Raw genomic sequence first — 17,285 nt, forward strand, 5'->3', positions numbered from 1 at the left:
GCCTATGGACAACCCCATAGGCAACCGCTCCCTGATGCTGCGCTACATCCTGCTGGCCATCGGCTGGCTCAGCGTGGCATTGGGGGTGATCGGTATTTTCCTGCCTGTTCTCCCGACCACGCCTTTCCTGCTGCTGGCCGCCGCGTGCTTCGCCCGCAGTTCGCCGCGTTTCTATCGCTGGCTGGTCGAGCATCCCCGGCTCGGGCCATGGATTCGCGACTATCTCGAAGGCAACGGCATTCCGCTCAAGGGCAAGGTCTACGCGATCGGGCTGATGTGGGCGAGCATTCTGTTCTCGTGTTATCTGGTGCCAATGCCGTGGGCGCGCGGGTTTATGTTGACCAGTGCGGTGTTGGTGACGGTTTATATTTTGCGACAGAAGACGCGGCCTAAACGCTGAGTAAACGACGCGACCGTTCGTCTTGAAATCGCCCACACCTGTCAGATCTGACAGGTGACAGCCCTCTCCTTTCCAGCCATAAATCACTCCGTTGCCTAACGCACACAGGAGTGATCGGGATGCTTGTCCAACCGCCGAGAGGAACATCCACGCTGATCCTGCGCGAGTTGGAGATCCCAACGCGCACCCAACCGGTGTTGCCTTCCGGGGAATGGGGGATCAATCGTGCGGCGGCATGGCTGGTCTTCCCTGAAAAAGGCCTGCAGATTTTTCTGCATCCATGGTCCAGCATGGGCAAGGGGGATCTGGTCGAGTTGTTGTTGAACGGCAACAATGTCGTTGATCAACTCACCATCGCCAAAGACGCCGATGTGGGCCAACGCGTGACGCTATTTGTAGCCCCCCGCCATTTGCAGACGGGCTCGCATACCCTGACGTACCGCGTCACCCGGCTGAATCAGGGGGCCGAAACCCAGACGCCACCCACCCGAATCTACGTAAAGATTGAAATCCCGGGTGGGCAAGACATTGATCCTGAACCCGGTCATTCCAACCTTTTCATGTACATCCCGCCGGAAATCGTCATTGGCGGCGTTGATAAGGACATCGCCGAGGCCGGTGTGCCGATTGTCATTCGTGCCTCGTCAGGCAGCGGCGCGCCTTATCCCGATGCCGCTGTGGGCGATGTGATAACGCTGAGCTGGGGCGGTATTTTGCTCGCGTCCCCGCCGCTGAGCGCCGAGCAGATCAGCGATCCCGCCAATCTTCCAATCACCATCATGGTCGACAAAGTCACCATCGAGGAGGCCGGCGATACCGACGTCGCGGGTCTGGCGGTGACCTTTCTGGTCACTGACATCGTCGGCAATCAATCGGAAGACTGGTGCGCAGAGACGCGCATCACCGTTTCAATCGGCACCGTTTCGCTGACCGCCCCGATCGCCAAAGACGCTTTCAACAACAAGATCGACCTTGATTTGTTGGGCAATAAAGACCTCACGATTCAAGTCTGGGCCAGTTCCCCAAGCTTCAAACTCGGGGACATCATCCACCTGAAAATGCGTGGCACGAGCGTTGAGGGTGAGGCGATTGAGGTAGAGGCACCCACCCAGACAATCGACAATCTGCCTCACACTTATGAACTGCTGCTGAACAATGCGGCTGCCCGCAGACTGGTCAAGACCCAAGTGATTTTTTCCTACACGCTGGCGCGCAGCGGCAGTACCGAGCCGTTGCGTTCGAAAAACCAGTTCGTGCAGATCGAAGGCGAGACGGATCGCCTGGCGGCACCGATTGCCGAGGATGCCCAACAAGGCGCGATCAACCCCGACCTCCCCGCCCCGCGCATCCGGATTCCATTCGACCCGGCGATTCAGGTCGGCATGGCGATCGAACTCAATTGGCGCGGCTACCGTCCCGACGGAAGCACCTACGATCCCGAACTGGAGTGGTACTTCCCGAGTCAAGGTGAAGCTGACGACCCGCAAGGCTTTTCTATCACGGTTGACGGCATTCACCTCAAGACCCTTGAGGGCGGCCAACTGGATCTGTCGTATACCTTGCTGAGCGAAAAAGACAACGGCGACATCCAGCGTCGAGAATCGCACAAGGCTGCGCAATTGACCGTAGGCGAACCGGCACTGGAACTCGTCGCACCGCTGGTGCTCGGCGAGCAGAATGGTGCGCTGGAACCCAACGATCTGCCCAACGGCACCAGCCAATTGACCGCGCCGAAAGCGGCCATCAATCCGACCAAACCTCGGGATGTGGTGACGTACACCTGGATCGGCGACGCTAGCGGCAAGGAAGAAGGCTCGATCACGCTCAGCTCGCTTTCCGCAGGCAAGGATGTGAACTTCCGTCTTGACGCCGCGTTCGTCGCCAAACACATCGAGCCCAACCGCGGCAAAAGGATCACCGCCAGTTACCGGATTTGGCGTGCGGAGACGAACACAACCAGTTATTCGAATGCGCTGCAATTCAGTGTCGGCAACGCGCTTGAGAATCCGTTGCCCGTCGCCCGGCTCCCGCAGGCTTCAGGAACCGGCGCCAGTGTGACGCTGGCGCCACTCGACGCGATCACGGGTGCCCGAGTTATCGTGGCTTACACCGGCATGAACGACGGCCACTCCATCCAACTGACCGTGGTCGGCAAACCCGGAGCAGGTTCGCCAATCATCCCGGCCAAACAGGGTTCAAGCAGCGGCAGCATCGAGTTTTTGATTGGGCCGGAAGCCATCGCCGCGAACATCGGCAACGGCTCGACAACGTTCACGCTCTCGTACGAAGTGACGTTGGGCAGCAACAAAATTCCGTCGCTGCCGTTGACGGTAACGGTGACGCCATTGCCGGCAGCCGAACTGGACAAAATCAGCATCGAACAAGCCGAGGGCTTGGTACTGGATCTGTCGAAGGTAACGGCGGGGGCAACGATTGTCTCGGGAATCTGGGCGTTTATTGCCGTGCAGCAGCGAGTCAAGCTGACTCTCACGGGTAAAAAAAATAACGGCGAAGCGTTGAATCTGGACGTGTGGCCGTGGCCGAGTTCCAATGTTAATCAGAACTGGATTGACAGCGGCCGATATGCCCACACGCTGGCTTACAACGACATCAAGGATCTGGCGGATGGCACGGATCTGGAGCTGCACTTCAAAGCTGCGCTGAGCTTGAGCCCAACAGAAACAGACGCGATTATCGCCCCGGTTAAACGCTATAAAATTCTGGCGGTGGAAGATCTAAAACCCACGATCACTTCGATCAAAGACTCCAAAGGCATCGCAATTCCCCAGAACAGCTTCACCGTCGACCCCAACGTCAAGGTCAGCGGCACCGCAGCTCGCAATCAGACCATCCTGATTTACAACAACGGTGTCAGCACTGGAGGTTCTGCGACAGCAGATGACCAGGGCAACTGGAACCGGGATTTGATCGGACTGGTACAGGGTGAATGCAAACTTACTGCTGTCGCACAGTACGGCACCGGTCTAGAGTCAGCCGAGTGGAAAATCATCGTCACGCCACTGGTCACGCCGACTATCACCTCAATCAAGGACAGCAAGGGTGTCGAGATTCCACAGGGTGGCAGAACCTTTGATACCAGCGTGACGATCACCGGGACGGCGAGCAAAGGACAAAAGGTCGATGTGCTGGATGGCACGATCTCCAAAGACAAGCCGCATGCCAGTGTGGAGACAGGGATCTGGACAGCGACGGTCAGGAACTTGGGCGTGGCCGTGCATAACTTCACCGCTAAAGCTCTCTATGAATCTGAACCGGTGTCTTCAGCTAGAACATTCACGATCATAAAAGCCGTGTCTGGATCAGAGAATTGGGCTCTTTTACCACTAGGTTTGATACCCTTCGATGCTCCATGGAAACTCTCCAGTGGATTGACATTCACTGTAACTAAATTGACAACACAAGCAACCGAGTCCGAAATTTATATACCGCATTCGGCACCAGAGTTAGGAAAGATGCTCGCTACCGGTGCGTACACTATTACTGAATATGAATTTGGGGGCCCTGCGAGAAAAATAAGCATTACTTACCGACAATCGTTAGACGCCACAAACGAAATAGGATTTTACAACCAATCACATGCCTTAATTCATCAAGAAAACCTCATTATAGCGCCCTTCGAAATACCCCAGACCCTTACTTTTGAACATGACGGCGGTTGCTCAAGATTTAAGCTTTACATTGCAAACGAAAGAATTAACGGCATTGCAGTCACAAATATTATCTGGAGCTGAAAAAAAACAGCCACCCCGTGAGCATAGGCAACAAATTTTCCATTAATTTATAGCAACTTAATCAATCCGATACGAATATGATACCAAGCACCGTGACCTACTGAGATTTATTTTTATTCAGATCATTTGCAGGATGATAATGGATCGAGGAGCGGGTGAGCTGGCGTAACTTCATAAATTGTGTACCAAACTCTAGCGCGGACACGTCCGGGTAAGCACTGAGGGAAAGGACGCCTGCGCTGAGCGAATGAACAGAGCAGTCGCCCTTCTCTCAAATCCAGCCCGCAAGAAGTTGCGAAGCCAACAGCGAGCGTAGATGAATACTAAATAAAAATGGGACAGATTTATCTTCAGACAATAAATCTGTCCCCACATCAGAATGTTGGCGGGGTAAACGACTTCGCCGCAACCAGACCTAACCCACCGGAACCAGATTATCCAATACCTGATTGACGGCTAGTTCGCCAAGCATCACAACCTGCGCAATCCCTAACAACGTCCTGCGATGAGTGCCTTCAAGCATCCCCGCCAAGTCGTAATCATTACGCAAGCCGAACCGAGGCTCTCACTGGCGTCGGCCAATAGAGGTTCGTTTGCGCTGGCTGGGTTAACCATGAACAAACGATTGGACACATACGGTGCGGCCATGATTTCGGCAGTTGGAGGGCCGAGGTAGTGGTCGAGGGCGCGCTCGGCGGCTTCGTGGAATTTCTTTGATTCGGGGGATTCGTAGGGCGATGCCGGATCGGTGGCCGGCGGGTTTGGCGTTACCTTGAAAATAAAGAACTTACCTCTATAAAGCCGCTTCCTCCTCGCCGCTAAGCATAGGGGTGGCAGCTGTGCGCAAGTTAGCGGACCGGTAAGTTCTCGAAACCCGGCGCACCCGAAGGTGCCAAGCGCACAGCCACCATCAAGCTCAGGCGTATGCCTGTCTGGTAAGACCTATGCAACCGAGAACATACCGAGCCGCTAAGCCCGATCACTGGAAATCAGTGACCCGATCAACGTTACCGACCCGCCCCAAGACGCACAAGCCGGCGGATTCTGTCTTACGCGTAGGCAATGGCGCAACGTTTTGTGGGCTTCAGGACGTAACACCCGGTGTCTTTTAAACGCGCACATTAAACGGCGCTCATTGCCTATGCGATTTGGCGAACCGTCCGACAGACTTCGCCCCACCCCCACCGACCGTTCGTCTCAAACCACCCCGCCCCTGTCAGATCTGACAGTAGCCAACCCGCCACCCGTAAGGCTCAATCACAAGACCCGGCGCGTCTGCCAACGATCGCCCCCTCCCCCAGCAAGGAAGCTTGCCATGCCCAGCCACTCGCCCTTTCTGTTCCCGCCTTGCGATGACCAAAACGCGCCGTTTACCCTGCGCCCCTTACTGATCGCGGGCATGGTGCAGCCGATTGTCGAGGGCGATGGCGGGATCAATATTGCCGTCGTCAGTGACCATGCCGAAGGCTTGCTCTGCTTGATTAATCCGTATCTGGGCATGCGCGCTGGCGACACCCATGACATTTATTGGGAAACCAAAGTGATTTTCCGCAGGATCGTCGAGCCCGGCGACGTCGATAAGCCGATGTACTTTTTCCTGCCCGTCGATGGTCTGGCCTCAGGTTGGGTCGAGCAGTGTTATTACCAACTGACTCGCGCCGGTGCAACGGTGCCGGACGATCCTTCTGTGCCCTTGCGATTGCTGGTCAAACTCTTTCGACCGGGCGGGCGCGACCGGGAACCGCATCTGCCGGATGGCCACTCGGAATTGAAGATTGTGCAACTGCCCCCGGATCTGGTCGACCAAGGTGTCATCGATGCCGCATGGGCGGAAAAAGGTGTGCCTGTGACGATTCCGTTCTACCCGGACATGACCCTGCGCGACTCGATTTTGCTGCGTTGGGGCAGTGTCGCGCTGACCCCTTATCGGGTCACCCAGGCGCATGTCGACCGACTGCAACCGATCGTCATCGTGGTTGATCAGGAGGCGATTCTGGCGGGCGGCGATGGCAAAAAGCTGGAGATCAAATACGACCTTTACGATGAAACCTGGAACTGGGCGGTGCGCCATTCCAAGCGCACCCACATCGACGTGGACGCCGGTGCCTGGCGACTGGACGCGCCGATCATCAAAGAAGCCATCAACGGGATCATTACCGTCAAGGATCTGAACAAGCAGCCGGTCACGGTTCAGGTGCGTGTAGCGGGTACGGATTTCGCGCGGGGCGATACGCTGACCATGACGTGGATCGGCACGCCGTTTAGCGGCCAGCCGCTGATTCACAGCGAGTCGCGCACGATCGAATCTGTCCCGAGCATTGTGGAAATAGACGTGCCCTACGAGGATGTCCGCGCCATTGCCATGGGCCGCGCTGATGCTTCTTATGTGCTGCGCAAAAACAGTGGTGGCCCGCCGTTGTCGTCCAAGCGCACGTTCGCCGATGTGGTGGGGGCGGTGGTGATGCTACCGGAGCCGACGATCCGTGAGCTGATCGGCGATACGCTCGAACCGGATACCCCGCTGGCGACTGTGGATGTCCGCTATCCGGGCATGGCCAACGGCGACTTCATCAACTTGATCTGGCTGGGCACTCAAGCGGACGGCGCGCCTTACCCGCATGAAGAACAACACACGGTCAGCAGCAATGAAGCCGAAGCGAAGCTCATTACCTTTCAGATCAAGCACCAACATATCAAGGTGCTTGATGGCGGCAGCCTGGATTTGTCCTATCGCGTGAGCAATGACAACGTGACGCTGTATGGCGTGAGCGAGTCCGATCGGCTGCTGGCCAAGGTTCAAGCCATTCACGCGACACTGCCGGCGCCCCAAGTTCCGGAGGCAATCAACGGCGTGCTCGACCCTGACAACGTCAGCGACAACGTCACCGTACTGGTGAATTTCCCCGGAACGCACAAGGATGACATCCTCACCTACTATTGGACTGGCCCCGGTGCCAGTACTTCCGACTGGATACCGATTAGAACATTGATTGTGGGCAAACCCGTACCTTTTCGGGTCGCAGCTCAATACGTACACGCCAATATCGGGCAGACAGTCAAGGTGCGCTATACCTTGCTGCGCGCGGCAACAAATCAGTTTGAATATTCAACGACGCTCGACCTGCTGATCGGCGAACAGGTCGGCGTTTTGCCTGCACCGACCGTTATTCAGGCCGCTGACGGCACACTAAACCCGATGGATGCATTGAAGGGTGTCGACATCAACGTCAGCTATCCCGACATGAAGCCTGATCAAGACATCATCCGGCTGAAATGGCTTGGCACGCCGGACGCGGGAACTTCCGACGACCTGGAACTGCCAGGCCACGCGAGTGGCACCGTTGCGTTTCACCTGCCTCCGACCGTGGTCGCTGCCAACCTCTCCAAGCGCGTCGAGGTTGAATACGAAGTGAAGCGTCATTCACGGCCAACCCCTTCGCAAACCCTGGATCTGTTGGTCTCGGGATTTCAAAACCCCGAAACCGAACTGCCCCGCCCCCTGGTCGTACAGGCAACGGGCAATGTCCTCGACTTGACGACGTTTACTGGCGATGCGACGACACGCGTGTCTGTCTGGCCGTTAATTGCGCTCAAGCAACGCGTGTGGCTGGCACTCGAGGGGCAAACAAGCACCGGCGCAGGCCATCGAGTGATCTTGCTCGACGGCGTTGAAATGTCTGATGCGCAGGTCAGCAACGGGCTCAATGCAGGGTTACTCAGAAGCGAATTGGTGAAATTGGGACATGCCACGTCGGCGAAGGTGATCTGCAAGGTTGCCTTCGATGGCGGGACGGTGGAATCGGCAGCGATTGTTTTTCCGGTATTGGAATTGACCGTTAGAACGCGTTACGACTACGTCACTCCAACGATTACCGAAGTACATGATTCAAAAGGTCTGATCGCTGAGGGCGGCAAGACTTTTGATAAACAGGTAACTGTCAAAGGGACAGCAACCCGAGGAGAGCGGATCGAGTTGCTCGATGGTACCGCTTCACACGAAACCGCAGATGTCACAGACAGCGGTAGCTGGAGCAAAGTGATGAGCTCATTGGCCGTCAAGCGTTACAGCCTCACCGCGCGCGCACTCTATGGCGATGGGAACATCTCCGCCCCTCCACGCACCTTTACCGTTGAACTCCCCCAGGAAAACTTCGATAACGTCCCGGAACAGTCAGTGGGGTTCGGTGGAAGTATCGAAACTCCGCTTATGACAATACGTCTGCTGACACAACAAGCTGCATTACGGGTCATTGCATTAAGCAAAGCTGCTCCGCCTTATCCCAAACCGTCACCTCAGCCTGGAAAGATGGAAAACAATGTGCTTTTTCTTGAACCCTCGTCCGGCGTGCAATCCACCATTCGCCTGGACTTCAAAGCAGAGTTTTCCAAAGTCAGCTTTTGGTATAACCAAACCAAAAACTCTACGTCGGTCTACTTTTTCAAAAAAAATGAGCTACTCGGCTCGAAACCCTTCACTCAATCAGAAAGCCCATCGACGCTGGAAAGAATTGAGGGTGCCTACGCCGGAATAACCGCCATCGAAATTCGTGGCGCCAATGACGCCTATTTACTCGATCACTTCACATTTGAGCGTTAAGGGAGCACGTTCGAACACAACATGATTTACGGCACAAAAAAACCGCTGTTCCCTTAAAGGAAAAGCGGTTTTTTAACAGGCTAAACCACACGATTACCAATAAAACCTAAATCCAAGTGTCGCCCCCCACGGCTTCTCAATATGTTCCCCATTTGAGTAATCAAAGTCCGCATGCACCTGCCACTTCTCGGACATCGCCACTGCCACACCTGCGCCAAACTCGCCGCGTGTGCCAGACAGGTCATTGTTGAACACGTTGTCGTTGACCTTCACTTCATTATTCTTCGCAAACTCATGAGCGACCGCCATGCGCAGATAAGGCTGCGCAATACTGGCCTTGCCGAACTCGAAGTTACGGCCAACCGTAACGCCCGCCTTGCCGAGCAATGAACGTGTGGTGTCCCCATCGGCGGTCATGTCATTGTCCAGGGTGTAGCGTTTGCCCTGAATTTGCACCGCAGACCATTGGGTGAACGGTTCGATGAAGTAGCCGTCGGCGAGTTTGAATTGCCGACCAAATTCCGCCGAAGCGCCGAGGCCCCAGTTGTCGTAATCACCCTTGGCGCGGGTGGCATCGCTGAGGTTAACCTTGGACTCGTTGCGGAACCGGTTGAACTTGAGCACACCGTCGAAGTAGTAGCCGGTGTCGGCGTCCAGCCAGGTTGCGTAGGGCCCGACGTAGTAGCTTTTTACGGTGCCCGTGGTGCCGTGATCGAGATTCAGATCCGACTTGCTCGTCCCCGCCAGCACACCGACCAGCCACTGACTGTCGCCGACTCGCGCATCAGCGCCCAGCGAGATCCCTTGCTGGTTTTGCTGATAGCCCACGCCCGAGCCATCAGCAACGTTGTACTGGCTGCCGTAGGTGCGCATCCAGCCGCCGGACTGTCCGCCGTTAAGACGCAGCTCGCCCATGCGAGTGCGCAGTGACCACTGTTCGCCATACCAACTGGTGACCGGGGTGTTGAACAAGGCCAGAATCGACCGCGCACCGGGGCTGATGACTTCGGTAGTCGGATCCAGATACCACTCTTTGCCGCCCTCGGCATTGGTTCGACTGGCCAGGCTGTAAGACCAGGTGCCGAGATCCACCGCACGATCGCCCGCCAACGTAAAACTGGCGCCATCGGTGGTGCCGGTACGCACCAGCACAACCTGCTCGGGGGCTACCGCATCCCGCCCGGAGGCCGCGACGGCAAGCCCGTAAGTCCCCGTCGATTGTCCAGCCACTATGAGTTTGTCACTGTCACCGCTGACAAAATCGCCCTTCATCACAAACGTACCGGTGGTACCTGCCAACGTGCCGACGTTGAGCGTGTAATAAGTGCTGGTTGCCTCGGCAGCGCCAAACGTGACGCTGCCACCATTCATGGCCAACGTACCAATGTTGTCGTTACCCGTCAGCGTCCAGTTTGATTCGCTTTTGATGTTAACGCTGTTGACCTTGTCGAGACGCCCGGTGAGTTGCGACTGATTTTCCAGGGTGACCGACTCAGTTGTGTTTAACCCATCGACCCGTACGTCACCTGTCATCTGGCTTTGATTGAGCGTCAGATTGGCGGTGCTGTCATCGCTGATATTCAGGTTGCCGAGAAACGTGCTGTTATTCAGCGCCATCTGCGTCGTCGAGTTACCGGCGACCCGGACATCGCCGGCGAGTTGACTTTGATCGAAGCGCAGATCGACGTTGCTGCCGCCCGCGATGTTCACATTGCCGGTGAGTACGCTGTTGTTGGCAAAGTTCACGGCCGTCGTGTCGGGCAGGCTATCGATCAGTACGTCGCCCTTCATCTGGCTCTGATCGAAGGTGAGTTCGGCGCGGCTGTTGCCCGTGAAATTCACGTTGCCTTCCAGGCTGCTGCCATTGGCAAACGCAACGGTGGCAGTCGAATCATTGACCCGCACATCGCCGACCATGTGGCCCTGATTGAATTTGAGGTTGCCGGTGCTGCCTTCGGCGATGTCCACGGCGCCGGTTAATAAACTGTCGGTGCTCACGTAAAGGTTTGTCGTCGAACCACCCGTGGCGATCACGTCACCGGTCATTCGGCTTTGATCGAAGGCGAGTTCAGCAATGCTGTTACCCGCGATATTGACGTTGCCTTCCAGGACACTGCCGCTACCCATGGTCAGGGTTGCAGTAGAGCCATCGACCAGCACGTTACCGGCCAGGCTGCCCCGATCGAAGTTGAGATGGCCCGTGCTGCCATCGCTGATATTCAAATTGCCGAGAAACGTGCTGTTATTCAGCGCCATCTGCGTCGTCGAGTTCCCGGCGACCCGGACATCGCCGGTGAGCTGACTTTGATCGAAGCGCAGATCGACGTTGCTGCCGCCCGCGATGTTCACATTGCCGGTGAGTACGCTGTTGTTGGCAAAGTTCACGGCCGTCGTGTCGGGCAAGCCATCGATCAGCACATCGCCCTTCATCTGGCTCTGATCAAAGGTAAGTTCAGCAACGCTGTCGCCCGTGAAATTCACGTTGCCTTCCAGGCTGCTGCCATTGGCAAACGCAACGGTGGCAGTCGAATCATTGACCCGCACATCGCCCGCCATGTGGCCCTGATTGAATTTGAGGTTGCCAGTGCTGCCGTCGGCGATGTCCACGGCGCCGGTTAATAAACTGTCGGCGCTCACGTAAAGGTTTGTCGTCGAACCACCCGTGGCGATCACGTCACCGGTCATTCGGCTTTGATCGAAGGCGAGTTCAGCAATGCTGTTGCCCGCAATATTGACGTTGCCTTCCAGGACACTGCCGCTACCCATGGTCAGGGTTGCAGTAGAGCCATCGACCAGCACGGTACCGGCCAGGCTGCCCCGATCGAAGTTGAGATGGCCCGTGCTGCCATCGCTGATATTCAGGTTGCCGAGAAACGTGCTGTTGTTCAGCGCCATCTGCGTCGTCGAGTTACCGGCGACCCGGACATCGCCGGCGAGTTGACTTTGATCGAAGTTCAGATCGACGTGGCTGCCACCCGCAACGTCCACATTGCCGGTGAGGCTGCTGTTGTTAGCGAAGTTCAGGGTTGTCGTGTCGGGCAGGCTATCGATCAGTACATCGCCTTTCATCTGGCTCTGATCGAAGGTCAGGCCAGCGCTGCTGTTGCCGGTGAAGCTGACGTTGCCTTCCAGATTGCTGCCGTTGGTAAACACGACGGTCGCGGTCGAGTCATTGACCAACACGTCGCCTGTCATTTGAGACTGGTCGAAGATAAGGTCGCCCTTGCTGTTATCTGCGATATCGATATTGCCGCGAAGTTCGCTGCGGTCAAGGTGCAGGGCAGTGGTGGAGGCTTCACCAACCAGCACGTCGCCCGCCATAAGACCATGTTGGAACGCGAGATTGGCCGTGCTGTTGTCAGCGACGTTCAGCTTGCCTTCAAGCGTACTGCCGACCACCTCCATCGTTACATTCGAAGCTTCCTGAACGTCCAGCAAGATGCCATTGCCGGAAAGCAGGCGTGTGTAATTAAGCACTTGAATATGAGAGGTCACCCCGGATGTCGCGAGGATCGCCGCGCCGGTCTGTCCTTGCACCTGGACATTATCAAGAATCACGTTGGCGCCGTTGCCTATGCCTTGAGTGTCGGGCCGCAAGCGAATGCCATGCAAACCACCCGTGATGCTGCCGCCTTTGGCATGCACTTCTCCCCCAAAGGAATTCAGGCCCACCCCCGTGGCCGCAGTGGCCGTGAGGTGAGTATCGGTCATGACGGTCGTGCTGCCGCCGGACGTTTCGAGCCCTGCCGTTCGGCCAGTGATCTGGCTACCACTGATTACTGCGCTGGAGCCGGTGGGGCTGCCCGCCACCCGATTGACCGACATACCCATACGATCACCCGTCACAATGGCATCGGTCAGACTGGCACTGGCGTTGGTGACGGATACGCCAGCGTTGCCGGAGCGTCCGGCATAGGTTCCACCTACTGCGTTAAGAACGGATCCGCTGTTTATTAACACCTCGAACGTATTGGCACCGTTGGCATTCAATACACCGCCGTTGCGTGCGAGGTAGTTGTCCTGCGCCGTAGTCTGATCAATATTCAGCGTTTCGCCCGCTTCGATAAAGGTCGCTGCGAACACTGAGGGACTTGACGAAAAAATGGGTACCAAGGTTAACCAGATAAAGTTTTTACTGATCAATCGTAACGAGAAATGACGTGTACAGACGTCCATGAAACCTCCTTGAAACTTCCAGAAGACAAGCCTTCCCACGAAGCAGATGATTAAGACGGGCGCACGATACAAGGAATCAGGTAATTACTCTGTAGGACTAATCTTAAGTTAAGCAAGAATTCACCTCCGCAAATGTAAGAAATTGACAGACGACAAAGCCCCCCGCCTGTCAACTTCAAAATGCACACAAAATATTTAAGGAAGAGGGCAGAAACCACCTTCATTATTGATCATTACAACCCTGACCTTATGTGACCCTCCCGATCGATCATTGCCATCAATCTCAGCGACATAGCTGATTTCCCCATCTCCATCGACGATCGTTTTCAGCGCTGTTTCGAACGGCAAATAAACCTCAAACCCAAGAACATGCTCTAGCCCCTTCAGCTCTTTTTCAAACAGAAAATCCTCAATGGGATCAGCACCTGGATCCGAGGACTTACCAACCCACTTGAACTTTAATTTCATGTTCGGTGCAAAATCCGTATCACCGTCAACTTTAACGATGGCACCCCAGCCCACCACCGGAATACTACGAAGTGAACTGCAGTTAAGGAACTCGCGATTGGCAGGATTGGTGTACAGATTCAGAATCTTGGGAGCTGGCAAGACGATTGGAATAATATAAGCGTCCACCGCGGTCGGTGGCGACGGGTTTTCATTGTCACCATTTGCCGTTGGGTTGGAAATAACATACCGCGCTGACTTAATACCATTACCACTGTCCAGGAACACTGCCTTGGGCAGTTTGAAAGGAATTTTAAATCCTGCGGCCTCCGTCCCGTCAACCTCGTATTGCCCGTTGGGCGGTGGCACCTTAACGCCTTCCCAGACAAGATCGACGATATCGCCGTCCTTGTAACCGGTGTAAATAGTCAGATCAATATCAATATCGTTGCCCACGTCCGCTTCTACCAACTTGTCATTGCCGGTGCTGCCTTTGACAATCAGTTTTGTCAGGTTCGGATTGCCCAACTCCGGATCGGGCTCAGGGTTAACCGGACCTGCAATAGACAAGTCAACCTTGAGGGGCACTGCGGTTCCTTCGGGATAGGGTTTGCCCTCCCGTACAATCTCGTAAGTAAGCGTTACGTCTTTCGGCCCGGGATCAGTACCCTTCACATCCAGAAACGGCACATCAACAATCACCGCAGTCTTACCGTCAGTAGGTTGAAGTGGTTGAATTTTCCCATCAAAAGTTACGCGAACGGCGTCCCCTGGAATGCCATTATCAAACACCGGAATGACGACCCCTAACGAGGGAACTGCATCGTCCAGATCTATCAGATCATCATCTTCATGTAGTGGAACCTCTGGAGGCTTCAAAGCACTTGGGGTGGGTCGAAGCTGAATAGTGAATGTAAACGGATTGGATGACGGCCCGATATTGCCGACCCGATCTTCGTATTTACAATAAAAAATATGCTGGCCTTCGCCCATCGTTTCGATAATGTTTTTTTCAATTTTTATTTTAATGGGCAACGTCGTGTCTTCGACGACTTTATAAAAACCCACCGACACACCAGGGTCGCTCTTCCCATAATATCCGTTGTAAATATCACCTGGCTTAATATCACCTGGGGCATCAAGCGTCATGGTGATGCCATCGAGGTCAGCCAGAATATCTCGTGTCACCAGACCATCAATAACTTCAACCGGAGGAGTACCCGGCGTAGCGGGTAATCCAAAACCGGGAGCCGTAGTATCGATAAAAAATATCAACGATTCTGATTGACTTTCATTACCCCCGTATTCGATTTGGTAAGACAAATTGAACAACCCTGACGTCGTCGTAAAGGCTCCGCCCAATGTCATTAGAAATGGATTGTCTGGCACCATTGGAAGGTCTACCCATCCCCCAAACGGTACCCCGTCTTTACAAAGGGAGATAAATGTTTCGTCGGGTTTTGCGCCAGGAGGAACTTGCACATTATTTAGTTTAACGGGGCAGTCTTTCCCCTGAAGGATAACTGGCAACTTGTGAATATCGTCCCCCGCGATCGGGCCCAACATCCCTTCAACTTGCGGCGCCGCACCGGCTGTCAATAAGGACTTACGCAAGGCACTCAACTGTTTGCGAGAAGATTTTTTTGCCGCCGACAACACTTTCAAATAAGTCATAACCGATCTCCTGATCAAATAGACGCGCCAAGTCATTTGCTTCCACTACTGATTGACGAAGCGGACTCGGCATTCACTGCATTACACGATTTGAAACTGCTTCAGTTTTCCTGACACACATCATTAGTTGGCGAACAGATGTCGCCGCTGGGCATAGTCCGGTTGATGATGACAAAGTCCGGTCGAGACGTTCCGCGCCCTCCTCCTGACTTACGCAATTTGTAATACACCAGTGCGGAACCGTTATTGACCATGGGGGCGATCAACGTGTCGTAATCCGCAACGACAATATCGATGTCTGTGCCAGGTACCCGTGTCGGCAGCGGGTGTTCAATTTCCCGGTAAGTTCCGGGAATAGGACGTGTACCGTTGGGCCCCGCGCATCCTTGCCATATAACAATGAGCGTATCGCCCTGCTCGATATTCGGGTCGGCGGGAATTCTTACCGTGACGCCCTCCCACAATCGGGGTCTGGCGCAACAATGGAGCACGCCTTCCTTTCCGGCATGGGGAAACAGTGGTTCCTTCATGTTGTCGATGACGACAATGTCGACCCTGACATGGGTCGGTAGCGACTGTTGCTGATTCACTCCGTTGTCGGTGGTGTAGAACACCGGCAAGGCCGGATTCTTTTTATCGCTGTCGATTACATGCCACGGCACGATAAAGGAGATCGGTTGACCGGCCACATCGCCAGGCTGAACTTTGTACTGAGCAACAGCCCCTGTGTAACTGCCCCAGTGAAGTTCCAGCAACTGTCCCGCTTCGGGTGCGTCGTACAGCGTCAGTGACACAGTGGCCGGGAATCCGTGATCCTCAGTGAGCAACGTGTTGAGGGTGGCTGAATGCTCCCCATACACCTCAACCAACGCGAGGTCTTCATTAATCAGGGCGGGTGCCTTGTCATGATCCTGGCCCGCCAGCGTCAGGTTGACTGCGACCGATATCTCTGGCGAAGGCCTTCCGTACGCCGCTCCCTGCCTTATTTTGTAGTAAATCTTTGCTCGAAATGGCCCGTCGCCTCTGTCGTGCAACGCCGGCCAGGGCACGGGGGCTTTCAACGGAAAACCGGCAAGATCCACGGGAATCTCGGCAAGCGCGATACCGTCCCAGAAAACCGCGACCCATTGCGCCGAATCCGCAAGGTCGTATTGATCGATCTCAACAAACAGCCCGTCCCGGGCCTGCTGCCGGTCCACCAGACCTCTGGCGGACAGCGGAACCCTTGGAGGTGGCAGGGCACCGGGAGCGGGAGTCAGATCAACATTGATCGGCGAAAGAAAGGAGTGTCGCCCTTCATTCCCCGCGCGATCTCTGAGGAAGTAATAAAGGAAGCGTTTACCCGCGCCACCAGCACGAATTTCATCGGCGTACACCGTGATGTTCAGGCGTTTCGCGGCGATGTCTTCGGCACTGAATTCCTGCTCACGAACCGGGGTCTCGGTGTCCGGAGGGTCTTGCTCCGATGTCCAGTAATACACTGCCCGATCGCCGCTTTCGGCGTCGATATACCAAGGCACCAGCACGTTGACCTCACCCTCTTGCTCCAAGAAGATTTCGTCGACAGTGCCGCCCAATTCGGCGGGGAATATCACGGCCCCTGGCTTGTTGCCGAAATTGGGCTTGTTGGTATCGATCGTCAGGGTTTTACGGTCTCCGGGATTCGGATTACTGCCGTAAATGGAGACGCGGATCGCCACTTCATACACGCCGTGCGACAGAAGATCCCGGGGCACATAAAGGGTTTGTGGCCAGCTGATGGGGTCGCTGGTCGGGTACCAACGCTCATCGACGTTATTGAAGACCCCGCCTTTGGGCATAAAACCCAATTCAACAAGGTCGAGCTCACCCGGTGCCATTCCTTGGCCGAAGTCTTCGAAGGTCACCGCCAGCCTGTCACCCAATGCTGTCAGCGGCAGCAATCCCCTGGGATCATCCGGATCGAGCACAGCGGGGACTTTGGGTGCTTCCATCGCGGCAGCTATTTCAGCGAGGCCATCGATCGGCGGCTCGGCAGGATGTTCATGCTTGTCCATTTCCCGGCCTTCCCTTATGAAAGTTGCGGAGCGGCGCGATTTGCGCCGTCACTGCATGGCTTCATTTAATGCGCGAGGGCAGGTTCTGACTACTGTCAGAAATTACAGGTTTTACGACCGTTCGTCGGAGAACTGCCCACCTGAGCTTCCTCACACGCCGGGAATATCATTGAGATCCATTATTTTCAGACGTAAAAAAACCC

6 protein-coding genes and 1 pseudogene are annotated in these 17,285 nt (G+C 55.3%); 3 read left to right on the forward strand and 4 right to left on the reverse strand.

The window, feature by feature from the left end:
- Nucleotides 1-4 precede the first annotated feature (4 nt).
- Both ACIP66_RS15825 and ACIP66_RS15830 read left to right on the forward strand, forming a co-directional pair.
- Entirely contained in the window at nucleotides 5-400 is a 396-nt protein-coding gene (locus tag ACIP66_RS15825) for a YbaN family protein (protein WP_400649067.1), read from the forward strand.
- A gap of 119 nt (nucleotides 401-519) precedes the next feature.
- Complete coding sequence (locus ACIP66_RS15830; RefSeq protein ID WP_400649069.1) at nucleotides 520-4,152, forward strand: hypothetical protein; 3,633 nt, start codon at nucleotides 520-522, stop codon at nucleotides 4,150-4,152.
- A gap of 415 nt (nucleotides 4,153-4,567) precedes the next feature.
- Here the strand turns inward: ACIP66_RS15830 and ACIP66_RS15835 are convergent.
- Nucleotides 4,568-4,932, reverse strand: a pseudogene (locus tag ACIP66_RS15835) (DUF6124 family protein).
- Nucleotides 4,933-5,467: 535 nt separating this feature from the next.
- Between ACIP66_RS15835 and ACIP66_RS15840 the strand changes: the two are divergent.
- Nucleotides 5,468-8,749, forward strand: a complete 3,282-nt coding sequence (locus ACIP66_RS15840; protein ID WP_400649071.1) for an Ig-like domain repeat protein — start codon at nucleotides 5,468-5,470, stop codon at nucleotides 8,747-8,749.
- A 93-nt stretch (nucleotides 8,750-8,842) separates the two neighbouring features.
- On the opposite strand, the gene ACIP66_RS15845 is transcribed toward ACIP66_RS15840, so the two are convergent.
- The 3 genes from ACIP66_RS15845 to ACIP66_RS15855 all read right to left on the reverse strand — a co-directional run bounded on the left by ACIP66_RS15845 (nucleotide 8,843) and on the right by ACIP66_RS15855 (nucleotide 17,082).
- Nucleotides 8,843-12,832, reverse strand: coding sequence for an autotransporter outer membrane beta-barrel domain-containing protein (locus ACIP66_RS15845; protein ID WP_400649072.1), 3,990 nt, complete (start codon nucleotides 12,830-12,832; stop codon nucleotides 8,843-8,845).
- 288 nt (nucleotides 12,833-13,120) lie between these two features.
- Nucleotides 13,121-15,046, reverse strand: coding sequence for a hypothetical protein (locus ACIP66_RS15850; protein ID WP_400649074.1), 1,926 nt, complete (start codon nucleotides 15,044-15,046; stop codon nucleotides 13,121-13,123).
- A gap of 101 nt (nucleotides 15,047-15,147) precedes the next feature.
- Nucleotides 15,148-17,082, reverse strand: coding sequence for a hypothetical protein (locus tag ACIP66_RS15855; RefSeq protein WP_400649076.1), 1,935 nt, complete (start codon nucleotides 17,080-17,082; stop codon nucleotides 15,148-15,150).
- Nucleotides 17,083-17,285 lie beyond the last annotated feature (203 nt).

Origin of the sequence: Pseudomonas sp. NPDC088429, assembly GCF_044753305.1 — a bacterium.
In the GTDB taxonomy this organism is placed as follows: Bacteria; Pseudomonadota; Gammaproteobacteria; order Pseudomonadales; family Pseudomonadaceae; genus Aquipseudomonas; species Aquipseudomonas rustica.